At 45.0% G+C, this 23,678-nt stretch carries 19 protein-coding genes; 7 read left to right on the plus strand and 12 right to left on the minus strand.

Annotation, left to right across the window (positions count from 1 at the left end; translation table 11 throughout):
• Positions 1-30 precede the first annotated feature (30 nt).
• Positions 31-723, plus strand: a complete 693-nt coding sequence (locus WAX86_RS01230) for a DUF1481 domain-containing protein (RefSeq protein ID WP_065172507.1) — start codon at positions 31-33, stop codon at positions 721-723.
• A gap of 122 nt (positions 724-845) precedes the next feature.
• On the opposite strand, the gene purD is transcribed toward WAX86_RS01230, so the two are convergent.
• Both purD and purH read right to left on the minus strand, forming a co-directional pair.
• Positions 846-2,132, minus strand: coding sequence for a phosphoribosylamine--glycine ligase (gene purD / locus WAX86_RS01235; RefSeq protein ID WP_182079604.1), 1,287 nt, complete (start codon positions 2,130-2,132; stop codon positions 846-848).
• A gap of 37 nt (positions 2,133-2,169) precedes the next feature.
• Entirely contained in the window at positions 2,170-3,768 is a 1,599-nt protein-coding gene (gene purH / locus WAX86_RS01240; protein ID WP_341489003.1) for a bifunctional phosphoribosylaminoimidazolecarboxamide formyltransferase/IMP cyclohydrolase, read from the minus strand.
• 223 nt (positions 3,769-3,991) lie between these two features.
• Here purH and zntR point away from each other — a divergent pair, with 223 nt between their 5' ends.
• Together zntR and WAX86_RS01250 are read left to right on the plus strand one after the other, a co-directional pair.
• Entirely contained in the window at positions 3,992-4,477 is a 486-nt protein-coding gene (gene zntR / locus WAX86_RS01245; RefSeq protein WP_036764534.1) for a Zn(2+)-responsive transcriptional regulator, read from the plus strand.
• A gap of 116 nt (positions 4,478-4,593) precedes the next feature.
• Entirely contained in the window at positions 4,594-4,875 is a 282-nt protein-coding gene (locus WAX86_RS01250; RefSeq protein ID WP_005301802.1) for a pyrimidine/purine nucleoside phosphorylase, read from the plus strand.
• 149 nt (positions 4,876-5,024) lie between these two features.
• On the opposite strand, the gene malI is transcribed toward WAX86_RS01250, so the two are convergent.
• A complete protein-coding gene (malI, locus tag WAX86_RS01255) occupies positions 5,025-6,047 on the minus strand; it encodes a Mal regulon transcriptional regulator MalI (protein WP_065172584.1) in 1,023 nt (340 codons plus the stop codon).
• Positions 6,048-6,390: 343 nt separating this feature from the next.
• Between malI and malX the strand changes: the two genes are divergently transcribed.
• Positions 6,391-7,968 (plus strand): maltose/glucose-specific PTS transporter subunit IIBC, encoded by a 1,578-nt coding sequence (gene malX / locus WAX86_RS01260; RefSeq protein WP_068946039.1) that lies wholly within the window; start codon positions 6,391-6,393, stop codon positions 7,966-7,968.
• A 52-nt stretch (positions 7,969-8,020) separates the two neighbouring features.
• Positions 8,021-9,193: a MalY/PatB family protein gene (locus WAX86_RS01265; RefSeq protein WP_341489004.1), complete on the plus strand. Its 1,173-nt coding sequence runs from the start codon at positions 8,021-8,023 to the stop codon at positions 9,191-9,193.
• 98 nt (positions 9,194-9,291) lie between these two features.
• Here the strand turns inward: WAX86_RS01265 and fis are convergent, their stop codons facing one another.
• The 9 genes from fis to acs form a co-directional block, all read right to left on the minus strand.
• Positions 9,292-9,588 (minus strand): DNA-binding transcriptional regulator Fis, encoded by a 297-nt coding sequence (gene fis / locus WAX86_RS01270; RefSeq protein ID WP_002542007.1) that lies wholly within the window; start codon positions 9,586-9,588, stop codon positions 9,292-9,294.
• 22 nt (positions 9,589-9,610) lie between these two features.
• A complete protein-coding gene (gene dusB, locus WAX86_RS01275) occupies positions 9,611-10,576 on the minus strand; it encodes a tRNA dihydrouridine synthase DusB (protein WP_036765173.1) in 966 nt (321 codons plus the stop codon).
• 176 nt (positions 10,577-10,752) lie between these two features.
• A complete protein-coding gene (gene prmA, locus WAX86_RS01280) occupies positions 10,753-11,637 on the minus strand; it encodes a 50S ribosomal protein L11 methyltransferase (protein ID WP_005301762.1) in 885 nt (294 codons plus the stop codon).
• Positions 11,638-11,824: 187 nt separating this feature from the next.
• Positions 11,825-13,282 carry a sodium/pantothenate symporter gene (gene panF, locus WAX86_RS01285; RefSeq protein WP_341489005.1) on the minus strand — a complete coding sequence of 486 codons (1,458 nt, stop codon included), beginning with the start codon at positions 13,280-13,282 and terminating at the stop codon, positions 11,825-11,827.
• Positions 13,275-13,592, minus strand: coding sequence for a YhdT family protein (locus WAX86_RS01290; RefSeq protein ID WP_036764527.1), 318 nt, complete (start codon positions 13,590-13,592; stop codon positions 13,275-13,277). The genes panF and WAX86_RS01290 overlap by 8 nt, the downstream gene beginning before the upstream one ends.
• Before the next feature lie 202 nt (positions 13,593-13,794).
• Positions 13,795-15,138, minus strand: a complete 1,344-nt coding sequence (gene accC, locus WAX86_RS01295; protein WP_005301757.1) for an acetyl-CoA carboxylase biotin carboxylase subunit — start codon at positions 15,136-15,138, stop codon at positions 13,795-13,797.
• A gap of 12 nt (positions 15,139-15,150) precedes the next feature.
• Positions 15,151-15,621 carry an acetyl-CoA carboxylase biotin carboxyl carrier protein gene (gene accB / locus WAX86_RS01300; RefSeq protein ID WP_086366245.1) on the minus strand — a complete coding sequence of 157 codons (471 nt, stop codon included), beginning with the start codon at positions 15,619-15,621 and terminating at the stop codon, positions 15,151-15,153.
• A gap of 29 nt (positions 15,622-15,650) precedes the next feature.
• Positions 15,651-16,103 carry a type II 3-dehydroquinate dehydratase gene (aroQ, locus tag WAX86_RS01305; protein ID WP_036764525.1) on the minus strand — a complete coding sequence of 151 codons (453 nt, stop codon included), beginning with the start codon at positions 16,101-16,103 and terminating at the stop codon, positions 15,651-15,653.
• Positions 16,104-16,609: 506 nt separating this feature from the next.
• On the minus strand, positions 16,610-18,559 hold the full coding sequence (acs, locus tag WAX86_RS01310) for an acetate--CoA ligase (RefSeq protein ID WP_148109535.1): 1,950 nt from the start codon (positions 18,557-18,559) through the stop codon (positions 16,610-16,612).
• Positions 18,560-18,868: 309 nt separating this feature from the next.
• On the opposite strand from acs, the gene WAX86_RS01315 reads away from it, so the two are divergent.
• Together WAX86_RS01315 and WAX86_RS01320 are read left to right on the plus strand one after the other, a co-directional pair.
• Positions 18,869-20,047: a 3-phenylpropionate MFS transporter gene (locus WAX86_RS01315; RefSeq protein WP_005301746.1), complete on the plus strand. Its 1,179-nt coding sequence runs from the start codon at positions 18,869-18,871 to the stop codon at positions 20,045-20,047.
• A gap of 139 nt (positions 20,048-20,186) precedes the next feature.
• Positions 20,187-23,669 carry a hybrid sensor histidine kinase/response regulator gene (locus WAX86_RS01320; protein WP_341489006.1) on the plus strand — a complete coding sequence of 1,161 codons (3,483 nt, stop codon included), beginning with the start codon at positions 20,187-20,189 and terminating at the stop codon, positions 23,667-23,669.
• Positions 23,670-23,678: the final 9 nt, after the last annotated feature.

Raw genomic sequence — 23,678 nt, forward strand, 5'->3', positions numbered from 1 at the left:
GGGTAATATTTTTTATTTCGGCGGTTTTTTATGACTAAGCGTATTGTTAGTTTTCTTCTTCCACTGCTGCTATCTGCATGTGCTGCAGGTGACAACGCCTCAAACCCAACCTTATCCCCCATTGCCCACCTAACGGGCGGCATTACTCAAAACCAAACCACAGCCTTGTATTGGTTGGATACCCAGCAAAATGCACCGCTAAAATTATTCGAACAAGTTAATACTCTACAAAATGGACATTATCAGTCTGAGTACCAGTGGCAAAATGGCGTCCTGCGTCAGATGAGCCGTACTGGGGTTCAGAGTTATGAAGAGCATATGGTGCCATTTAGCTTAACGGTTCGTTTTGATAGCAAAGGTAATGCCATTTACCAACGTTATCTAGTAAACGAAGTGACATTGCCGCTAGCAGAGCCTGAATTAGCCCAAATTAGCCGTTATGCTAATGAAGCGGTATCTGTTGTTAAAAAACAGCGTAAAGAGGGTGAGCGTTTGATTCAGGGCCATTGGCAAGGTCAGTCATTTATCTCATGTCAAACTGGTACCGCATTACCATTTCATTACCAAGGTAACAGTAAGGTCCAATTTACTGCACCTAAACAAGGTTATATGGCGCTACTGGGTAGTCAGTCAAAGCAAGGTGTGAAAGCCAAGCAGATTCTGTGGTCGGCGTCGATGAATCAAGATTGTGTGATGCCGCAGAATATGATCAGTAAAAGCTAGATAAACAGAATTTAGCTTCTGTTTTCTTGATCTTCAGAAGGTAAAAGAGACATAAAAAACGCGCGTTAGTAAAACCTAACACGCGTTTTTTCATTGATGTCTAAAAGCTAAAATAAAACGTTTTAAGCTTGCTCTCGATTGATAGCACGATAACCAATATCTTCGCGGTAAAACATGCCGTCCCAATCGATCTGTTGAGCCAATTGGTAAGCGCGCTGCTGAGCTTGTTGTACAGTATCACCCATAGCGGTTGCACATAGCACTCGTCCTCCATTGGTAACAACCTGTCCATCTAGCTCACATGTTCCCGCATGGAAGACTTTTTCCCCTGCGATTTCTTGCTGCGGTAAACCACAGATAACATCACCTTTGTGATAATGGCCAGGATAACCGCCAGCGGCAAGTACAATACCGATTGCTGCACGAGGATCCCACTGTGATTGGCAGTGATTTAATTTACCATCAATCGCAGCTTGGCACAGTTCGACTAAATCTGACTGCAAGCGCAACATAATTGGTTGAGTCTCAGGATCACCAAAGCGGCAGTTATATTCGATCACTTTTGGAGTGCCATCGCTCATGATCATAAGACCTGCGTATAAGAAGCCCGTATAAGGATTTCCTTCGGCAGCCATGCCTCGCACCGTTGGGTAGATCACTTCATCCATAACACGCTGGTGGATCTCATCGGTAACCACAGGGGCTGGGGAGTAAGCGCCCATTCCTCCGGTATTTGGACCTGTATCGCCGTTACCCACTCGTTTATGATCTTGACTGGTTGCCATTGGGAGAACGTGTTCACCATCAACCATCACGATAAAACTGGCTTCTTCACCATCAAGAAACTCTTCAATTACTACGCGATGACCCGCTTCACCAAAGGCGTTGCCTGCGAGCATATCACGTACTGCATCTTCAGCTTCTTGTAGCGTCATGGCAACAATCACCCCTTTACCTGCGGCTAAGCCATCAGCTTTCACGACAATTGGAGCACCTTGTTGGCGTAAATACGCTAATGCTGGCTCTATTTCAGTAAAGTTTTGGTATTGCGCAGTTGGGATCTGATGACGCGCTAAGAAGTCTTTGGTAAATGCTTTCGATCCTTCGAGTTGAGACGCTGCTTGGCTTGGGCCAAAAATAGCTAATCCAGCCGCCTGGAAGGCATCGACAACACCCAGCACTAAAGGCGCTTCTGGTCCGACAATAGTCAGCTCAATTTGCTGCTCTTGGGCAAAAGCGACTAACGCTGCGATATCTTCAACCGCAATAGCCACATTAGTTACCTTAGGTTCTAAAGCCGTACCAGCATTACCTGGTGCAACAAAGATCTGTGATACTTCTGGGTTTTGTGCCACTTTCCATGCTAAGGCGTGCTCACGGCCACCGTTACCAATGATCAATACTTGCATTGTTTTATCCTTCTAATCGGTTGTCGTTGCAGAGCGCTTAGTGGCGGAAATGACGCATTTTAGTGAAGATCATTGCCATGCCGTGTTCGTTGGCTGCATCAATAACTTCTTGGTCACGCATCGAACCGCCCGGTTGAATGACACACTTAATTCCCGCTTGTGCTGCGGCATCAATGCCATCTCTAAATGGGAAGAAAGCATCAGAAGCCATAACGCTCCCTGCCACTTCTAAGTTCTCATCAGCGGCTTTGATCCCTGCAATTTTTGCAGAGTACACACGGCTCATTTGTCCAGCACCAACCCCGATAGTCATATTTCCTTTGGCGTAAACAATGGCGTTAGATTTCACATATTTCGCTACTTTCCAGCAAAATAGGGCATCACGTAGTTCGTCTTCTGTTGGTTGACGTTCACTGACCACTGCCAAATCTTGTAAGCTCACCATGCCTTGGTCGCGCTCTTGCACCAGTAGGCCACCATTAACGCGTTTGCTGTCCCATTGGGTGGTTTTGTGCTCTTGTTGCCATAGACCTGATTCTAATAGGCGTACATTTTGTTTGGTTGCGACAATTTCAGCAGCTTGAGCCGAAACAGATGGCGCAATGATCACTTCAACAAATTGACGCTCAACAATTGCTTGGGCTGTGGCGGCATCAAGCTCACGGTTGAAGGCGATGATGCCACCAAATGCTGAGGTTGGATCAGTTTGATAAGCGCGGTTATAAGCATCAAGCAGATTGTCACCCAGAGCAACCCCACATGGATTGGCGTGTTTTACAATCACACAAGCGGGTTCAATAAACTCTTTTACACACTCAAGTGCGGCATCTGTATCAGCAATATTGTTGTAAGAAAGTGCCTTACCTTGTAGCTGATGCGCAGTTGCAACAGAAGTTTCTTGTGGTTGAGCTTCAACATAAAATGCTGCTGCTTGATGGCTGTTTTCGCCATAACGCATATCTTGTTTTTTTATAAACTGCTGATTGAAAGTGCGTGGGAAGATAGAGTCGGCTTGGTTCTCTTCGCTATCGCCATAAGCGGGTACTTGAGTACCGAAATAGTTGGCAATCATACCGTCGTAGGCTGCCGTGTGTTCAAATGCTGCAATCGCCAGATCAAAGCGGGTTGCTAAAGTCAGAGAACCTTGGTTTGCCGCCATTTCCGTTAATACGCGGTCATAGTCGCAAGCATTCACAATGATGGTAACATCGCGGTGATTTTTAGCGGCAGAGCGAACCATAGTCGGGCCGCCAATATCAATATTTTCAATCGCTTCAGCTAGGGTGCAATCTGGGTTAGCAACCGTTGCCGCAAAAGGATAAAGGTTAACGACGACCATATCTATTGGCGCAATATTATGCTCTGCCATGATGCTATCGTCTTGCTCGCGGCGACCTAAAATACCACCGTGAATTTTTGGGTGTAAGGTTTTAACACGACCATCCATCATTTCAGGAAAGCCTGTGTGATCGGAAACTTCGGTGACAGGGATCTGGTTATCGGCTAGCAGGCGAGCAGTGCCTCCCGTTGATAGAATATCAACACCTTGGCTAACTAAAGCTTGGGCGAATTCAACAATTCCTGTTTTATCTGATACGCTAATTAGTGCGCGGCGAATAGGTCGAGCGTTTTCCATTGCTACCATCTCTTTGATACACGGTGAATAGGATATTTCCCAACGCCAACTCAAGAGTTGTGGGTAAGCGTTGGGAAATAGCCCCGACAACCATTTTGTCGAGCCAAGAAAATAACGACCTGTTTGACGTGGCGTTATTTTACATGAATTCTCACGTTGCGCAAACGTTTGCTTTTTGATGTTGCTCACTGTATTTTGGCGAGCACTATGAGGATAGGTCGTGATGTATTTAATTGGTCAGTTGGCAAAACTGTGTAATGTCAGCAGTGATACTTTACGTTTTTATGAAAAGAATCATCTGATTGTGCCTGCAGGTCGCAGTGAAAGTGGCTATCGTCTTTATAGCGAAGATAATTTATCTCGAGTCCGCTTTATTTTACGAGCAAAAGCGATTGGACTGAGCTTAGATGAGATCCGTGAACTGCTTGATATTCGTCTGGAAGCATCGCAACACAGTTGTGCGGAAGTGAAAGCCATTACTCAAGCAAAACTGGCTGAGGTCGATGGCAAAATTGCTGAACTGCAACGTATCCGTGGAGCACTAAAAAAAATCAATGACGCCTGTTGTGGTCATATTGATGATGATGCCAGCCACTGCTCTATTCTTGAAGCGTTGACCGATGAACACGGAACACCTGAGGAAGTGGTCAAAGAAGAGAGTCGCTGTTGTGGTCGTCATCCTGAGAGTTGCGATAAATTAAAATCGTAAAGTGCGAACCTTGCTAAAGTTTTTGCGCAACAGGCAAAATATTACATTTACATTGTTTATCCTTGTGATAGCTTGAAGTCATCTCTTAATGATGCAGTAATTTGATAAGGACCATCATGATCAAGTTAAATGAATATTTTGAAGGCCAAGTGGTATCACTAGGTTTTGAATCGGCAGGGGATCACGCCAGTGTTGGTGTGATGCAGCCAGGTACTTATACGTTCGGAACCGCAGCGCCTGAGCGTATGACTGTGGTTAAAGGGGCTCTTACGGTAAAACTGCCGGGTCATGTTGATTGGGAAACCTATTACGCAGGTGATGACTTTGAAGTTCCGGGCGATTCATCGTTTGAGGTTCAGGTATCACAAGTCACTGCGTATCTGTGTGATTACCTATAAGTGTGACTTTGCGTTACGCACTGCAAGCTAATACTATATACGTTTAAAAGCAGTTTTTTATAACACGGCTTCTTATAATAACGGCCCCTTATAATAAAAGCTTCGTAATGAGATATAACGAAGCTTTTTTGTTATGTGTTGTTTTATCCCTAAGCCGATTCTCGAATGATCAATTGTGGCGGTAAAATCAGACGCTGGATTGGTGATTCAGGCTCCTTCATGCGAGCTAATAGCCGTTTTCCTGCTTGATGACCTATTTCTTTGGCTGAGGTCGCAATAAAGCTAAGAGCGGGTTCGGTAAGCTCTGCCTCTGGAACATCATCAAACCCTAATATTGCAACCTGCTGACCAATATATTGATCTCGACCGATATTTTTTCCAGCCCGTTTAATACCATAAATTGCACCAATGGCTGTGGCCGGACGATGACACAATAAGGCGGTAATTTTAGGATGCTGAGTTAATAGTCGTTCGATATTTTCCGCTGCCTGTTTTTGGCTTGAATTGCATTCAATGATCCATTCTGGTTTAAAAGGAAGACCATATTGCATCAGGGTAGAACAGTAGCCGCCAATTCGTTCTGCACGCGTTAATGAATCACTTTTTCCACCCACATATGCGATATGACGATGACCTTGCTCTATCAGATGTTTGGTGGCAAGTACTGCCGCAAAGTTATTATCGGGCCCAATATAATCGACCTCACTACTGACCGATGCTTTAGCAATACAAACCGTTGGCACACCCGCTTGTTTGGTCATAGTTAAGAGCTCAGAAGTAACCCCGCGTACTGGGCTAAATAAGATCCCAGCGACCCCTTGTTGCACCATAGATTGTACGCACTGCTTGAGTTTTTCCGGATCGTTATTACTTTGGGCTAAAAACAGCATCAAGCCGTGCTGTTCCAACTCTTGACTGATCCCAGCGGTTACCTCGGTATAAAATGGGTCGGTAATATCGCGCAAAATAAGGCCAATAAGGTTGGATTGATGCGATCGCAAGTTCGCTGCGGCTTTATTACAGACATAACCTAACTCATCAATGGCTTGGTGAACTTTGGCAATCGTCGCTTCTGATATGCGACCTTTATTTCCTAGCACCAAAGATACAGTTGAGACAGAGACTCCTGCATGGTGGGCGACATCGGTAATTTTGACTTTCTTAATGGTCATCTCTTCGTTCTTATTTTCGGTCATCGCAAGCTAATTGCACTATAACCCGTTCTTTTTTCTATTACTGCTAGCCAGACGCAATTCTTAGTAAAACGTTATACCCAAAATTGATTGTTTTAGCCGGATCACAATTTTATAAATCGGCAAATTGTTAGGATATTTCCGTGATCAGGACAGCGTTTACGGTTGATAAAACGTTTTATCATTCGGGCCATCAAGTATAGCACGCCAGCAGCATAATAATTTCAATTCACTCTGTTGGCGTTTTTTAAACTTAATTAGGTAAAACGTTTTATCTAATTTGAACCCTACCCAATATACGGTCCGGTTAGAGGTAACCATTATGTCTCAGACAGCAAAGAAAACGACAATCTGGGAGTTCTTCCAAAGCCTTGGTAAGACCTTCATGTTGCCTGTCGCTCTGCTCGCGTTTTCAGGTATTTTGCTTGGTATCGGTAGCTCGTTATCAAGTGGCGCAGTAAAAGAGAGTCTGCCATTTCTAGATAATACTATTTTGCAGCTGATCTTTATGTGGATGACCAAGATTGGTCTGGTTGCCTTTATCTATTTACCGGTCATGTTTGCCGTGGCTATTCCTCTTGGCTTAGCTCGTGAAGAAAAAGGAGTTGCAGCGTTTGCCGGTTTTGTGGGTTATGCAGCATTAAATCTGTCGGTGAACTTCTACCTAACTGTTGCTGGTGTGATTGGTAATAAAGAGCAAGAAGCGGCATACGGTGTGAAATCAGTACTGGGTATTGAGTCTATTGATACGGGTATTTTAGGTGCGGTGATTGTCGGTATTATTGTGGCAAAACTGCATGCTCGTTTTTATACCTTTAAAATGCCTGACGCATTGGCTTTCTTTGGTGGCGCTCGTTTTGTTCCAATTATTTCAGCGCTATCTTTAGGTCTTGTTGGTCTAGTTGTTCCTCTAATTTGGCCTTACTTTGCCGCTGGTATTGATGGTGTCGGTAGCCTAATTTCTCACGCAGGTCCATTCGGTCCATTCCTATTTGGTACGGGTGAGCGTCTATTATTGCCATTTGGTCTACACCATATTCTGGTTGCTCTAATTCGCTTTACAGAAGCCGGTGGTACTTTGGATGTGTGTGGTAACTCAGTAAGTGGCGCACTGAATATTTTCTATGCTGAGCTATCTTGTGGCACAACTAATGGTTTCTCTGGCTCTGCGACGGCTTTCCTATCACAAGGTAAGATGCCTGTTTTCTTAGGTGGTCTACCTGGTGCGGCTTTAGCAATGTACCACTGTGCGCGTAAAGAAAATCGCTCTAAAGTAAAAGCGTTATTGTTATCTGGTGTCGTGGCATGTGTTATCGGTGGTATCACAGAGCCTCTAGAGTTCCTATTCCTATTTGTTGCTCCTGCTCTGTATGTGGTGCACGCATTCCTAACTGGTCTTGGCTTTATGCTTATGGGTCTATTAGGTGTGACGATTGGTAATACCGATGGCAACATCATCGACTTCTTAATCTTTGGTGTGCTGCAAGGTACGGCGACGAAATGGTATTTAGTTCCAATGGTGGCGGCGGTATGGTTTGTGGTTTACTACAGTGTGTTCCGCTTTGCGATTACGCGCTTTAACCTAAAAACACCAGGTCGTGAGGCTGAAGTGAAAGATGAATTAACGTTTGCTGTTACTGGTGAGAAAAACTCAGGTTATAAAGGTGCAGCAATCTTAGCGGCTCTAGGTGGTGCTGAGAACATTCAATCTTTAGATAACTGTATTACCCGTCTGCGTTTGTCGGTGGCAGACATGTCTCTGGTTAATGATGCTGTGTTAAAAGCCAATGGTGCGATTGGGGTCGTGAAGCTTGATGAACATAATCTACAAGTGGTGATTGGTCCGCAAGTTCACATGGTTAAAAATGAAATTCAAAGCTTGATGCCAGCACAAGCGTAACAACTTAGCGGAGCCTTTGAGCTCCGCTTTCTTGTCTTTTAACGAGGTTTTTATGTTCGATTTCTCAACACCTGTTAATCGCTACGGCACGTATTGTACCCAATGGGATTACGTTCAAGATCGCTTTGGTCAGGCTGACTTATTGCCATTTACTATTTCTGATATGGACTTTGAGACAGCCCCTTGCATTCAGCAGGCATTAACTGAGCGCCTAGAGCATGGCGTGCTAGGGTACAGTCGTTGGAACCACGATGATTATAAACAGGCGGTGTGTGGTTGGTTTAAGCGACGTTATCAAGCTGAACTGCAGGCTGAGGATTTGGTGTATGGGCCTTCGGTGATCTATATCGTCTCTCAGCTCATCGCATTGTGGAGTGAGAAGGACGAAGGCATTTTAGTATTAACGCCTACTTATGATGCGTTTGGCAATATGATTGCTGCAAATCAGCGTCAGATGCTTACTTGTCCTTTACTTAAAACGGCACAAAGTTATGAAATTGACTGGGATGTGTTCCAGCAGCAGGCGCAGCGCTCAGAGTGTAAAGTTTTACTACTGTGCAGTCCGCATAACCCAACGGGGCGAGTCTGGCGTCGTGATGAACTAGAACGTATGGCTGAGATTTGTGCCCAGCACAAGGTGAAGGTGATCTCTGATGATATTCATATGGATATGGCGTTTGCATCTTATATTCCATGGTCGGAAGTCGCACAAGATAATCAATGGGCGATAGTTAGCTCTGGTTCGAAGTCATTTAATATTCCAGCCTTAACGGGTGCCTACGCGTTTATTGCTGATGCATCGACTCAGCAACGCTATCTAACCATCTTAAAAGCGGCACATGGATTATCATCACCAGCTATCTTAAGCGTTATCGCTCATATTAGTGCCTATAATCACGGAGGAGCGTGGCTTGATGAGTTAACAGCGTACTTGCAGGATAATTTACATTATGTCGCAAGTGAGCTTAACCGCGCGTTTCCGGCGATAAACTATCGTGTACCGGAAGGGACCTATCTGGCCTGGATCGATCTAAATCCATTACAGATTGATATGGATAGGCTTCAGCTGTGCCTTATCGAGAAACATAAAGTCGCGATCATGCGTGGCGATACTTATGGTGAGGAAGGCATCGGGTATTTACGCCTGAATGTCGGTTGTCCGCGCAGTAAGGTCGAAGCTGGGGTTAAGGCGTTAATTGCCGCGCTGCAAGAGCTTGTAGAGTAGTAGAAAGCGTATTGCTGATGGGTGATTCCTAATAATGAAAAAGGGCGCTAACTTAAGAAATTAGCGCCCTTTTTCTGTCTGAATTCATCGCAAAGCGATTAGTTCATACCGTATTTTTTTAGCTTCTTACGTAGCGTACCACGGTTGATACCCATCATAGTTGCTGCGCGAGTTTGGTTACCGCGAGTGTACTGCATGATAGTGTCTAGTAGTGGTTGCTCAACTTCTGCCAGCACTAGCTCGTACAGATCGTTGACTTCCTGACCGTTTAATTGAGCTAGGTAGTTTTTAAGAGACGCCTTTACAGAGTCACGTAGTGGCTTCTGTGTGATTTGGTCTTGTGAAGTTACAGTTGTTACTGTTAATGCTTCGGAAGTCAGATTTTGTTCGAACATATTCTGTAAGCTCTTCTAGTATTTATGCAACGTTTTCGAAGTAGCCTTGCAGCGCATCGATCTGCTCATTGGCATCTTCGATAGCGTTGAAGGTCTGGCGGAAATTTCCTGCTGGTGCATGCTCTTTTAAGTACCAAGACACGTGTTTACGTGCAATGCGCAACCCTAAGTACTCACCGTAAAAACGGTGGAGTTCACGAACATGTCCCAACATGATCTCGCTGACTTCATCAAATGATGGAGGAGCAAGATGCTCGCCAGTTGTTAAATAATGGTGGATTTCACGAAAAATCCATGGCTTTCCTTGTGCAGGTCGGCCAATCATCAGAGCATCGGCACCCGTATAATCGAGTACAAAGCGCGCTTTCTCAGGGCTATCGATATCACCGTTTGCGATAACCGGGATAGTGACGGCTTGTTTCACCGCTCTAATGTAGTCATATTCCGCTTCGCCTTTGTACATGCAAGCCTTAGTTCGACCATGAAGGGCGAGGGCTTGTATGCCGCATTGCTCGGCGAGTTTTGCTATATCGACACAGTTTCGATTCTCTGTATCCCAACCCGTACGTGTTTTCAACGTAACAGGCACATCAACCGCTCCAACCACCTCTTTTAGAATTTCTTCAATCAAGTGCGGGTATTGCAGCAGAGCAGAACCGGCTAATCGTTTGTTTACTTTCTTAGCTGGGCAACCCATGTTGATATCGATGATTTGCGCACCGTTCTCAACACTAAATTGTGCAGCTTCGGCCATCAACTTAGGATCAGAGCCTGCAATCTGAACCGAACGTATGCCGGATTCACCTTCGTGAACCATTCGATTCATTGATTTTGATGTTTTCCACAGATCCGGATTAGACGACATCATCTCGCTAACTGCCATGCCTGCACCATAGCGAAGGCATAACTCACGAAATGGCCGATCGGTCACGCCTGCCATAGGAGCAACTATCAGCTGGTTTTTTAGTTGATAAGGACCGATTTGCAAAATGTTCGTACCTAACTGTGTCAGTAAGGGCGCGCATTTTACGCATTTTTTCCCGTTCTGAAAAGGCCAATAATTGAGCATTCAGTTTTTCTTTTTTAAAACTGTATGATATTCAACCGATTGGCCGATTCTTATAACGAAAAAAAGTCAGGTAAAACAGACCCTAGAACGTCGAATTACGCTTTACGACCTGAAATGCGGCACCACTCTTCGCGTGCAACAACAGGTTCAAGAGTCAATTCGTCGCTGTAGTAAGTCGCAACATCTTCTGCTTGTGACTCTAAAACACCAGAGATCGCAAGCTCACCGCCATCTTTCACAAGGCTCTTAATTACCGGTGAAAGTTCACGTAAAGGACCGGCAAGAATGTTCGCCACAACTACATCTGCTTGGATGCCTTCTGGCTGATCTTGCGGTAGGTATAACTCTAGGTTATCAGCAACGCCATTGCGCTCTGCGTTGTCGCGAGAAGCTAAAATTGCTTGTGGATCGATGTCGATACCGATCACTTTTGCTGCGCCTAATTTTAGTGCTGCAATAGCAAGAATGCCTGAACCACAACCGAAGTCGATAACAGTTTTACCTGTTAAATCTTGGCCATCTAACCACTCAAGACACAGTGATGTTGTTGGGTGAGTACCAGTACCAAAAGCCAGACCTGGATCAAGCAGTACGTTTACCGCTTCAGGTTCTGGGGCTTCACGCCAGCTTGGGCAGATCCATAGACGGCGACCGAAACGCATTGGGTGGAAGTTATCCATCCATTCACGTTCCCAATCTTTATCTTCAAGTTGCTCGATTTTATAAGCAAAATCATCAGCCAATAGTGGGCTGTTTTTTAGCATGCTTTGCACGAAATCCATGTCGGCTTCAGCATCGTACAAACCGATCACATCGGTATCACCCCAAAGGCGGGTTTCACCTGGCAACGGCTCAAACACTGGCGTGTCTTGTGCATCAAGGAAAGTGACAGAAAGTGCGCCTGTCTCTTCCATTAACATATCGCCAATTGCTTCTGCATTTTCTGCAGTTGCGTTCAGTTTTAATTGAATCCAAGGCATGGTTAATTCGCTTATAGTTTCTGATCAACACAATAGGGGGCGGAGTCTAGCATATTTTTTCGCCAATCCCCATGGGAAATCCGGGTTGATCGAGGATGTTATGGACAAAAAAAAGATAGTACAAAGTGATGTACTATCTTTCGATTGCGCTAATTGTAGCGTATTTTGCCGCCGTTAGGCACTCACTTTAGACACTTTGTTGTGGCTGAGTGTGAGCAACGGGTTTTAATAGGCTGCCAGCAACAAAAGCGATAAAACCAAGTGCTAATGTTGGAACGATGGCATGAATGCCGCCCATATCGGGTTTGATAAACGACAGACTGATATAGGTCGTTAAACCAACAATCATTGAGGCGTAAGCACCGGTTGCTGAGGCTTTCTTCCAATAGAGACCTAAGACTAGAGGCCATAAGAAAACCGCTTGTAAACAGCCAAAAGCTAACAAGTTTAGCCAGATGATCATATCAGGTGGATTCATTGCTGCCACAAAGACTAAGCCAGAGAAAATGCCAGTAACCCATAATGACAGTTTCGGCAGTTTGGTTTGTGCTTCTTCCCCTTCAGCAATACTTGGGTTGATGTAGTTGATGTACAGATCTTTTAGTAAGGTTGCTGAAGCTTGGATCAACTGAGAGTCGATGGTCGACATAATGGCCGCCATTGGACCCGCTAAGAAAATACCAGCAACTAGCGGTGGAAGAACTGAGATCATCAAGGTTGGCATGATCTGATCTGGGCTAGCAACATCAGGGACAATGGCACGTCCCAATGCGCCCGCCAAGTGCATACCTAGCATTAAGAACGCAACCATGGCCGTACTGATCACCATACCTTTATGCAGCGATTTACTGTCTTTGTATGACATGCAACGAACAGCAGCATGGGGTAAACCTATTACACCAAAACAGACTAAGACCCAAAAACTTAACATGAAAGGTTCGGTTAAGAAGTGGTTTGGACCATAAGGGGTAATGAGTGCTGGATCGATATGATGCAGTTTAGTCATCAGCTCACCCATGCTACCACCGGCATGAACAATACCGATCAAGAGGGCGATGGTACCGATGATCATCATGATCCCTTGAATGGTATCGGTCATGACCACCGCACGAAATCCGCCAATGGTGGTGTAAAGTCCGACGGTAACGGCAAAGATCATCAAGCCTTCATTGTAAGAGAGGCCTGTAACCGTTTGTAGTAGACGCGCTCCCCCTACAAACTGCACCACCATAGTACCGAAGAACGCGAGCAATAGAGCGATCGAGGCCAGAATAACGACACCACGATTTTTATAGCGGGCATAAAGAATATCGTTAAGAGTCAGTGCGTTGTGTAGACGGGCTTCAATAGCGAACTTTTTGCCTAAAACCCCAAGAGTTAACCAAGCGGCAGGAAGCTGGATCATCGCAAGTAACACCCAACCTAGACCCATTTTATAAGCCGCACCAGGACCACCAATAAACGAGCTGGCACTGGCGTAGGTTGCCGCAAGCGTCATGGCAAGGACAAAACCTCCCATGCTGCGTCCACCGACGAGATACTCATTAAGAAAGCCACCTTTTCCGCGATGACGACGAGTCATAAAGGCAACGCCAAAAACCGCCGCTAAATACAGCACAAGTGGGATCAGAATTTGGCTATTCATGCTCTTGGCCCTTGGTTTGATTAGGATCGTTTGGTTGTGACTCAAGAGGTTCAATATCGAGACTGATATCTTGATAAATGAACTTCACCATTAAGCCACATAAGATGGTAAAAACAATTGGGCCGATAATACAGGCCAATAGGAACCAAAGCGGAAAGCCCCAGTATAGTTCAGGCATAGCTTTAGGTAGCGCTGTCGGTGCAAAGGCATAGGCCGAGACATACCACCAGATGAAATAAGCTAACGCTAGACCTATCGCCCATTTGGCTTCTCGATGAGCCTGACGATAGCGTGCTGAAAGCGTCTTCATGCTGCGTCTCCAGTATATTTACAAAGAACTAAGCGGCGACTATAGCAACTGAGCTATAGAGCCCCTCGGTGAAAAAGGTGGGCTATTGTGGCAAAACTTACTCTTGAGTGCCACTGAGGAAAATCAAGCATCCTGCAATCTTATGATTTACAGGCAACAAAAAAGGCCGCGTAATGCGACCTTTTATCAGCGCAAGCTTAAATTATGATAAGCCTAGCTTCTTCTCTAGATAGTGGATGTTTGCACCACCATGCTGGAAGTTTTCATCATTCATGATATCAAGCAATAACGGTACGTTAACGTGAATACCTTCAATGATCATCTCACTTAGTGCGTTCTTCATACGAGAGATAGCCACATCGCGGTTTTCTCCGTAAGTGATCAGTTTACCGATCATTGAATCGTAGTGAGGGGGTACAGTGTAGCCGGTGTAAATATGAGATTCCCAACGAACACCCATACCGCCTGGTGAATGGAAACGCTCGATCTTACCTGGTGATGGTAGGAAACGAACAGGATCTTCGGCGTTAATACGACATTCGATTGAATGGCCACGCAGTTTGATATCGTCTTGAGTGTATGACAGAGGTTGGCCTGCGGCGATGCGAAGCTGCTCTTTTACTAAGTCGATACCTGTCACCATTTCAGTGATAGTGTGCTCCACCTGAATACGGGTGTTCATCTCAATAAAGTAGAACTCGCCATTTTCATATAGGAACTCAAATGTACCCGCACCACGGTAACCAATTTCGATACATGCACGAGTACAACGCTCACCGATGTACTTACGCATTTCTTCAGTAATACCTGGAGCTGGCGCTTCTTCAACAACTTTCTGGTGGCGACGCTGCATTGAACAGTCACGCTCACCTAGGTGAATAGCATTACCTTGACCATCAGCAAGCACTTGAACTTCAATATGACGAGGGTTTTCTAGGTATTTCTCCATATAAACCATGTCATTGTTGAAACACGCTTTTGCTTCTGCACGAGTCATTGCAATTGCTTCAACGATCTCTTTTTCGTTGCGAACCACACGCATACCACGACCACCGCCGCCACCAGAGGCTTTGATGATCACAGGATAACCGATGCGTTTTGCAATCGCTTTGTTCTTGTCTTCGTCGTTACCCAGTGGGCCATCAGAACCTGGAACACAAGGAACACCGGCTTTTTTCATTGCGTTGATTGCGGAAACTTTGTCGCCCATAAGACGAATGGTTTCTGCTTTAGGACCAACAAAAATGAAACCTGAACGCTCTACTTGCTCGGCAAAATCGGCATTTTCAGAAAGGAAGCCATATCCAGGGTGAATCGCAACGGCACCAGTGATTTCAGCAGCACTGATAATACGAGGAATATTTAAGTAACTTTCTGTACCACGAGCAGGGCCGATACAAACAGATTCATCAGCTAGCAATACGTGCTTAAGATCACGGTCAGCAGTTGAGTGAACTGCTACGGTTTTGATACCAAGCTCTTTACAAGCTCGCAAAATACGAAGAGCAATCTCTCCTCGGTTTGCGATAACTACTTTATCTAACATAATCGACCTCTATTACTCGATAACAAATAGAGGCTGATCGAATTCAACTGCATCGCCGTCTTTCGCTAGAATTGCAACGATAGTACCTGCTTTATCCGATTGGATCTGGTTCATCATCTTCATTGCTTCAACGATACATAGAGTGTCACCTACGTTTACAGATTGGCCGATTTCAGCGAACTGAGCAGCTTCTGGGCTAGGTGAACGGTAGAAAGTACCTACCATAGGAGAAAGAACTTTGTGGCCTGTAACTTCAGGTGCTGCTGCAACAGGAGCTTCAGCAGGAGCGGCTTGTACTGGCGCTGCAACAGGAGCTGCAACAGGAGCTGCAGGTTGTGCTGGTGCGTAGTATTGCTGTGCAGGAACTACAGGAGCTGTGCTACGGCTGATGCGTACTGACTCTTCACCTTCTGAAATTTCAAGTTCTGCAATACCTGATTCTTCAACCAATTCAATTAGCTTCTTAATTTTACGAATGTCCATTATCTTTCTCTTTGTAATATTTTGTTCAGTTAGCTGTCTGATTGCAGGCGACGAACCGCAGCAGTCAGGGCGAATTCATAACCGTCTTTCCCCAATCCACAAATTACTCCAACCGCTTTATCGGAAAGGTAAGAGTGGTGACGAAATGGCTCCCGAGCGTGAACGTTAGACAGATGCACTTCAATAAATGGAATCGCCACACCAAGTAGGGCATCACGAATAGCAACGCTGGTATGGGTAAATGCGGCTGGATTGATGATGATAAAGTCTACCTTGCCGTAGGCTTGATGGATGGCATCAATAATCTCGTGCTCAGCATTGGATTGAATGTGCTCTAAAGTCACACCGAGTTCGGTTGATTTGGCAGTTAGAGCGGACACGATACTGTCTAAGCTATCATTACCATAGTGTCCTGGCTCTCGCAGACCCAATAGATTTAGATTTGGGCCATTGATCAATAAAATTCGTTTAACGGTCGACATCTTGACGTAATTTCACTCTTTTTAGGCGATTTAGTTAAGTAAGTTGCAAATCTCTGCAACTGGGCTTCCTTGTGTCCGTTTTATACGCTGCCAAATTAAGTTTGTTTAGCGATTATAGAGATTTCACCGCAAATCGCAGCAAAATACTGGTCTAATCACCACTTTTTTCTGCTAACACGTGTACGCTGTATTAGTTTGGAGGTGTTGAGTTAGACGCCGTTTAACATAACAAGTTCATTTCGATAAGCCTAGGAAATCCCAATGTTTTTCATTTTTTGTGATGCTTTGTCATACAAGGATCAAAAATACTGAAAAAGCATGAAATAAAAATGAGAAATCAGCAGCAGAAAATGTACTGAATCCATAATAAAGCAGTGAAAAATTCACCAACTGAAAGCAATTTCTTGCCTGAGCGCAGTGATACCGACCTAGAATTGAATGAAAAAAGAGCCCAATAGAGAAGTTGGGCTCAACTGGATAGGTGGAGAGTATTGCGGTGGTAATGGCTATAAGACCTGCTGTTTTTCTGCGATCAGTTTTTCAACCACACTAGGGTCGGCGAGGGTTGAGGTATCACCTAAGTTACTGGTATCTCCGGTGGCAATTTTACGAAGAATACGACGCATAATTTTGCCCGAGCGCGTTTTGGGTAAGGCATCTGTCCAGTGAAGAAAGTCTGGTGTTGCGATAGGCCCAATCTCTTTTCGTACCCAATCTTTGACTTCTTTATGCAGCTGAGCGCTAGGTATTTCGCCGTCATTTAGCGTGATGTAGGCATAAATAGCTTGGCCTTTTATTTCATGTGGAACCCCAACAACGGCAGCTTCTGCAATTTTATTAAAGGCAACCAGAGCCGATTCAATTTCAGCGGTTCCCATCCGATGACCTGAAATATTCAATACATCATCTACTCGACCTGTTATCCAATAGTAATCATCTTCATCACGACGAGCGCCGTCGCCAGTAAAATACATGCCAGCAAAGGTAGAGAAATAGGTTTGTTCAAAGCGCTCGTGGTCACCCCAGAGAGTCCGCATTTGCCCTGGCCATGAATCGAGCATAACTAAGTTACCCTCGGTTGCTCCTGGCAAAATATTACCAAGATTATCGACTAAGGCTGGTTGTACGCCAAAGAAAGGTCGTGTTGCCGAGCCCGGTTTTAGATCGGTTGCTCCCGGTAGTGGGGTAATTAAGATGCCGCCCGTTTCGGTTTGCCACCAAGTATCAACAATAGGGCAACGGCTGTCTCCGATTGTGCGGTGATACCATTCCCATGCTTCTGGATTAATCGGTTCACCAACTGAGCCCATAATACGCAGTGAGTGGCGTGAAGTATCAACGATGGCTTCATCCCCTTTTGCCATTAAGGCTCGAATTGCAGTTGGTGCGGTATAGAGGATATTTACTTGATGTTTGTCGACGACTTGGCTCATTCGATTTGTGGCTGGATAATTAGGGACACCTTCAAATAATAAGGTTGTTGCTCCGTTGGCAAGAGGGCCATAAACTAGATAACTGTGCCCGGTTATCCAACCCACATCAGCAGTACACCAATAGATGTCGCCTTCTTGATAGTCAAAGACATACTTAAAGGTAAGTGCGGCATAAACCAAATAACCTCCCGTAGTATGAAGCACTCCTTTCGGTTTTCCGGTTGAGCCTGAAGTATAGAGAATAAACAGTGGGTCTTCGGCATTCATCGCTTCTGGTTCACAGTGGGTTGAAGCAACTGCAGTGATGTCATCCCACCATACATCACGCTCACTAAACCACTCAACAGGGCTGCCGGTGCGTTTTAATACCACAACTTTTTCCACTGAAGTGACCTCAGGATGCAGTAAAGCTTGATCGACATTCTGTTTAAGAGGTACAGCACGCCCTCCTCGGACGCCCTCATCTGCGGTGATCACAACTTTTGCATTGGAGTCGATTATTCGTCCCGCAAGAGCTTCAGGAGAGAAGCCACCAAATACAATGGTGTGGACAGCACCTATGCGAGTACAGGCCAACATCGCGACTGCGGCTTCTGCGACCATCGGCATGTATAAGCACACAACATCCCCTTTGCGTACGCCTTGGCTTTTTAGGGCATTGGCAAATTGACAGACTTGCTGGTGGAGTTCGTTGTAGGTGATATGAGCGTGATCGTTGGGATCATCACCTTCCCAAATGATTGCAACCTGATCCCCTTTGGTTGGTAGGTGGCGGTCAATACAGTTTGCAGAGACATTAAGTTCTCCATCTTCAAACCATTTAATGCTGACATGGCCCGGATCGTAAGAGGTATTTTTCACTTTGCTATAAGGGGTTATCCAATCCAGTATTTTGCCTTGTTCGCGCCAAAAGCCTTCAGGGTTGATGATCGATTGTTGGTACAGCTCGCGGTATTGCTCATCGTTAATGTGGGCTTGATTAGCTAGTTGAGCATTAACGGGGAAAATATGTGCTTCACTCATTCGGTTCTCCTTGAGTTGACTCGCGATGTCCATTTACAGAATTAGTCGATTAGAGATCTCACTTGTTAATAATTTGTGATAGAAGAAGGTGTTTTACAATTAGACTTTAGGCGCATAGGGTAAGATTGGGTGCTACCTAATCGCATTGCAGAGGTATTACATTAACTTTTGTGCTCTAGATAAGTGATTTTGATGTGGCATTTAGTATGAATAGGAATGCTATTTTTGCGTTTGATAGCACAAAAGAGAGGGCGTGATTTAGGCATAATATGTGCTCTTTATCACGTTCTTTAATTTTCAGGATGATTCATGTTTCGTAGCAGCCCATTTAGTTGGACTTCTCAATATTTGGTTGGTTTTTTCTTCTCCTACGGGGTCTATTTACCTTTTTGGGCATTATGGTTTGCTCACATTGGGGTTGATGCCGCAGATATCGGTGTTTTATTAGGTTTAGGTTTTGCGGTTCGTTGTGCTGCCAACCTTGTCTTGACGCCTCGCATTCATAAAGTGAGCCACCTAATTCCAGCATTACGCGGCTTTAGCTTATTGGGGCTTATCTCCTGCATTGTTTATATTTACTGCGGTGGAAGTTTGTGGGCACTTACATTGGTTACTACCTTCTTTAACCTTGCCGCTGGCCCTGTTGTTCCTATCTCCGATGCTCTTGCCAATCACTATGCTAAAGATGGTCATCTTGACTATGGACGTACACGTTTATGGGGCTCGATTGCTTTTATTGCGGGCTCTACTGTCGTGGGTTTAATGGCTGACCGTTATGGTGCTGATGTAATTCCTTGGGTCGCAGCCGCTGGTTTGGCATTTGCTTTACTTCGTACCATGCATCTACCTGCCATTGTCCCTGTTGATGATCAAGAACAAGATCAGGTACGCCCGGCTGTTTTGAGTTTATTAAAAGATCCAACGGTACTGCGCTTTTTGCTGATCAATGCCCTAATTCAAGGTAGCCATGCTGCTTATTACGGCTTTAGCTCTATTTATTGGAAGGAAGTGGCGGGCTTTAATGAAGCGACCATTGGTTACCTTTGGAGTTTCAGTGTGGTCGCAGAAGTCGCTATCTTTGCCGTTAGTAAGCACTTATTTTCTGGTTGGACAATTACCAACATGTTCCGTCTCGCTGCTGTTGGTGTACTGATTCGCTGGGGGGTAACCGCATCGAGTACCGACCTTTGGGTAATGTTTGCGGTGCAGTCGTTACACGCCATTACGTTTGCTACCGCGCATTTGGCTGCAATTCGCTATATTCAACATGCACCAAGCAATCAGATGGTGGCATTACAGGCGTTGTATAATGCAATTCCATTAGGGGCTGTTATGGCAGTTCTGACCACATTGAGTGGATGGATTTATGGTATTTGGAGCGCAGATGTTTTCTGGGTAATGGCGGTAATGGCGCTGCCTGTCTTCTTTATGAAAATGGAACCTAAGCGTCACACTAATTATGCCGAGCAAGCAAAAGCTTCTGCCTAATTGAATGTAACAAACGAATAAAAATAAATAGCGGCTCACGAAAGCCGCTATTTTTTCATCTGTACGATTGAGACTTAACTGGTTTCTCCGTAGGCTTTAACAAAAAAGCAACACGCTTAGTTTGTTAAAGGAAGGAAGCATGAGCCAAGGATGGGTCGTCACTTTAATTTCGTTGGGTTATTTGATCGTCTTATTTGGTATTGCTTGGTATGGCGATAAAAAACGGCTGTGGTTAGCACGCTGGCGACCTTGGATTTATAGCCTCTCTATTGCGGTTTATTGTACCTCGTGGACTTTCTACGGCACGGTTGGGCAAGCCAGTGATGATACCTGGTCTTTTGTTCCAATATATCTTGCACCGATTCTGGTTTTTGTCTTTGCATGGCGAGTACTAGCGCGGATTATCTTAATTGCTAAGCGCGAGCATATTACTTCCATTGCCGACTTTATTGCCGCTCGTTATGGTAAATCTCAAGCCTTAGCGGTCGCAGTAACCTTAATTGCACTGTTGGGCATTTTGCCTTATATCGCGCTGCAATTGCGAGGTATAGCCCTTGGGGTTGAACAAATTGCTCCTCAGTTATCTCAGACGTTAGTTCAAGAGTGGGGGCGTGTTGATTTTATGTTCATGCTTACCTTGCTGCTTGCTCTGTTTACGATTGTTTTTGGCTCGCGACATATCGATACAACAGAGCATCACCGTGGTTTAATGTTAGCGGTAGCCTTTGAGTCACTATTAAAGTTAGTGGCCTTTTTGTTGCTAGCTGGGTTTGCTGTGTTCTGGCTGATTCAACCGCCAGTCAGTTCAACCATATTTTCAATATCATCATTTAGTTGGCAGACTCCTAATTGGCCAACCTTCGCCATTCATACTCTGTTGGCGATGACGGCAATTATCTGTTTGCCGCGTCAGTTTCATACCATAGTGGTGGAAAATCAGCAGCCTAAAGATCTGCATTTAGCACGTAAGGTATTTCCTCTTTATCTACTATTAATGGGATTGGGTGTTTTACCTATAGCCATTTTAGGTCAGCAACTCTTACCTACGGTTTCAGCCGATACTTTAGTCATTAATTTACCGCTTTATTTGCAACATAACTGGTTGGCTATTTTAACTTTTTTAGGGGGGACATCTGCCGCTGCTGGAATGGTGATTGTTTCAACCATTGCCCTTGCCATTATGTTATCGAACGACTTGGTTTTGCCATTATTGCTGCGTCGTTTACCGATCCCGCAACGCAGTTTTAAAGCCTTTTCTCAAGTGCTGTTAAAAATTCGTCGGCTATTAATTGGCTTGGTTCTATTGGCAGCATGGGGCGTTGCTCTAGCTTTAGAATCTATCTCTTCGTTGGCAACCATTGGTCTATTAGCTTTTGCGGCGACGGCACAATTTGCTCCTGCATTAATTGGCGGTATTTATTGGCGTAAAGGCAATCGTAACGGGGTGTTTTGTGGTTTAGCCGTGGGGATTACGCTCTGGTTATTAACCTTAATGCAGCAAGCTGATCTACTGGCGGGCAGTGGTGAAACAAATGTGGTGTTATGGCTTTTAACCCCTCCGCCAACTCTACTGGCGGCTGAGGTGTCGATAACCGATTGGGGGATGTTTCTCAGTTTGTTAGCCAATTTGCTGTGTTATGTTGTGGTGTCATTACTATCGCGAGCCAGCTTAACAGAACGATTGCAGGCCGCCTCCTTTGTTGGAGTTCCAGTACCAGAGCAAGATAGTGGTCGTTTATATCAAACTCGCGTTACTGTCGCTGAATTAGAAATGCTGGTGGCCCGTTTTGTTGGTCGAAAACGGACTCGCCAGGCTTTTGCGCAATACAGTCAACAACATCAGCCCTTAGTCTCTTCCCAGCTGGCTTCAGCCAATTTAATTCGTCATACCGAACGGATGCTAGCTGGAGTGTTTGGAACCTCGACGGCACGTTTAGTATTAAGCTCGGCTCTAGAGGGGCGAAATATGCAGTTAGAAGAGGTGGCAACCATTGTTGATGAGGCTTCTGAACTGTTTGATTTTAGTCGTGGCTTATTACAAGGTGCGATTGAACATATTAGCCAAGGCATTGCTGTTGTTGATAAAAAACTGTATTTGGTTGCGTGGAATCAGCGTTATTTGGAGTTGTTTCACTTCCCCGCAGGTTTAATTCAAGTTGGGCGACCGATAGAAGATGTTATTCGGCATAATGCGCAAATGGGTTTGTGTGGTCCGGGAGATCCTGAATGGCATGTGGCAAAACGAGTGGAACATTTAAAACGAGGTACCGCCCATACCTCATCTCGCATTCGTCCTGATGGGCAAGTAATCGAGGTTCAAGGAAATCCGATGCCAGGTGGTGGCTTTGTGATGAGTTTTACCGATATTACGGCTTTTCGCCAAGCGGAAGCAGCATTACAAGAAGCGAATGAAAATCTTGAAGCGCGTGTTCAACAACGGACCCAGCAGTTAGAACAATTAAATCGTCGCCTAGTGGTTGCGACTCAGCAAGCAGAGCGACAAGCACATTCAAAAAGCCGTTTTTTGGCCGCAGTGAGTCATGATCTTATGCAGCCCTTAAATGCAGCTAAATTATTTTCATCTTCTCTGGCTGAGGTGGCTCAAGAGCCTGAAAGTCAGCAACTGGCGCGCCATATTGAAAGCTCATTAGAAGCGGCTGAGGATCTTATTTCAGATCTGTTGGATATTTCACGATTAGAAGCGGGTAAGCTCAATACTCAAGTACATGCTTTTGCATTAAGTGATGTGTTAAATACATTAAATGCCGAGTTTAGCGCTTTAGCTCAGCAGCAAGGAACTCAGTTTTCATTGATCAATACGCAAGCTGTGATCTATTCCGATCCTAAGTTATTACGTCGTGCATTACAGAATTTCTTAACAAATGCATTGCGTTATAACCCAGGAGGAAAAGTGTTGCTTGGCGTTCGCCGTAAAATGGATGATTTATTGATTGAAGTTTGGGATAACGGGCCAGGTATTGAAGCGAGTAAACAAGCACAAATATTTGATGAGTTTACCCGTTTTGATCAAGATATTAAGGGACAAGGACTGGGGCTAGGATTAGCAATAGCAAAAGGTATTGCTCGGGTGCTAAATCATCCACTCGATCTGCGTTCTTGGCCCGGCAAAGGAACGGTTTTCTCATTACAGGTATCGCGAGCTACCGTAGCGCAAGCTAAACCTATCGCTTGCACTATCTCTCAAGAAATGAGCCACTCTTTACAAGGGGTGCGAGTATTATGTGTTGATAATGAAGCCCCTATTTTAGAGGCGATGAAAGGCGTGTTGAGTCGTTGGCAGTGTGATGTTCGATTAGCTCCCGATTTATTTTCGGCACTGCAGCATATTACGCCACAGTGGCAGCCTCAGGTGATCCTGACTGACTTTCATTTAGATCGAGGGCAAACGGGACTGGAAGTATTGCAGCAGTGTCGTTTACGTCTGGGACAAGAGTTTGCTGGAGTAGTGATCAGCGCAGATCGGACAACGGCAATCCAAGAACGGGTTAAGACCCAAGGGTTTGCCTATTTATCCAAACCAGTTAAGCCATTAAAATTGCGTGCATTATTGAACCAAATTACTCAGCAGCAAAAGAAACCGAGGCTATCAGAGCCCGTCTAATTTAATGGC

This window comes from Photobacterium damselae subsp. damselae (genome assembly GCF_038086725.1).
Taxonomy (GTDB): domain Bacteria; phylum Pseudomonadota; class Gammaproteobacteria; order Enterobacterales; family Vibrionaceae; genus Photobacterium; species Photobacterium damselae.

Excerpts from the sequence above, each read along its gene's own strand:
- fis (WP_002542007.1), bottom strand. The coding sequence starts at position 9,588 with ATGTTCGAACAAAATCTGACTTCCGAAGCATTAACAGTAACAACTGTA.
- prmA (WP_005301762.1), bottom strand. The coding sequence starts at position 11,637 with ATGCCTTGGATTCAATTAAAACTGAACGCAACTGCAGAAAATGCAGAA.
- WAX86_RS01290 (WP_036764527.1), bottom strand. The coding sequence starts at position 13,592 with ATGAAGACGCTTTCAGCACGCTATCGTCAGGCTCATCGAGAAGCCAAA.
- aroQ (WP_036764525.1), bottom strand. The coding sequence starts at position 16,103 with ATGTCGACCGTTAAACGAATTTTATTGATCAATGGCCCAAATCTAAAT.
- WAX86_RS01250 (WP_005301802.1), top strand. The coding sequence starts at position 4,594 with ATGATCAAGTTAAATGAATATTTTGAAGGCCAAGTGGTATCACTAGGT.
- malX (WP_068946039.1), top strand. The coding sequence starts at position 6,391 with ATGTCTCAGACAGCAAAGAAAACGACAATCTGGGAGTTCTTCCAAAGC.
- purH (WP_341489003.1), bottom strand. The coding sequence starts at position 3,768 with ATGGAAAACGCTCGACCTATTCGCCGCGCACTAATTAGCGTATCAGAT.
- panF (WP_341489005.1), bottom strand. The coding sequence starts at position 13,282 with ATGAATAGCCAAATTCTGATCCCACTTGTGCTGTATTTAGCGGCGGTT.
- acs (WP_148109535.1), bottom strand. The coding sequence starts at position 18,559 with ATGAGTGAAGCACATATTTTCCCCGTTAATGCTCAACTAGCTAATCAA.
- WAX86_RS01265 (WP_341489004.1), top strand. The coding sequence starts at position 8,021 with ATGTTCGATTTCTCAACACCTGTTAATCGCTACGGCACGTATTGTACC.
- zntR (WP_036764534.1), top strand. The coding sequence starts at position 3,992 with ATGTATTTAATTGGTCAGTTGGCAAAACTGTGTAATGTCAGCAGTGAT.
- accB (WP_086366245.1), bottom strand. The coding sequence starts at position 15,621 with ATGGACATTCGTAAAATTAAGAAGCTAATTGAATTGGTTGAAGAATCA.
- purD (WP_182079604.1), bottom strand. The coding sequence starts at position 2,132 with ATGCAAGTATTGATCATTGGTAACGGTGGCCGTGAGCACGCCTTAGCA.
- WAX86_RS01315 (WP_005301746.1), top strand. The coding sequence starts at position 18,869 with ATGTTTCGTAGCAGCCCATTTAGTTGGACTTCTCAATATTTGGTTGGT.
- malI (WP_065172584.1), bottom strand. The coding sequence starts at position 6,047 with ATGACCATTAAGAAAGTCAAAATTACCGATGTCGCCCACCATGCAGGA.
- WAX86_RS01230 (WP_065172507.1), top strand. The coding sequence starts at position 31 with ATGACTAAGCGTATTGTTAGTTTTCTTCTTCCACTGCTGCTATCTGCA.
- WAX86_RS01320 (WP_341489006.1), top strand. The coding sequence starts at position 20,187 with ATGAGCCAAGGATGGGTCGTCACTTTAATTTCGTTGGGTTATTTGATC.
- accC (WP_005301757.1), bottom strand. The coding sequence starts at position 15,138 with ATGTTAGATAAAGTAGTTATCGCAAACCGAGGAGAGATTGCTCTTCGT.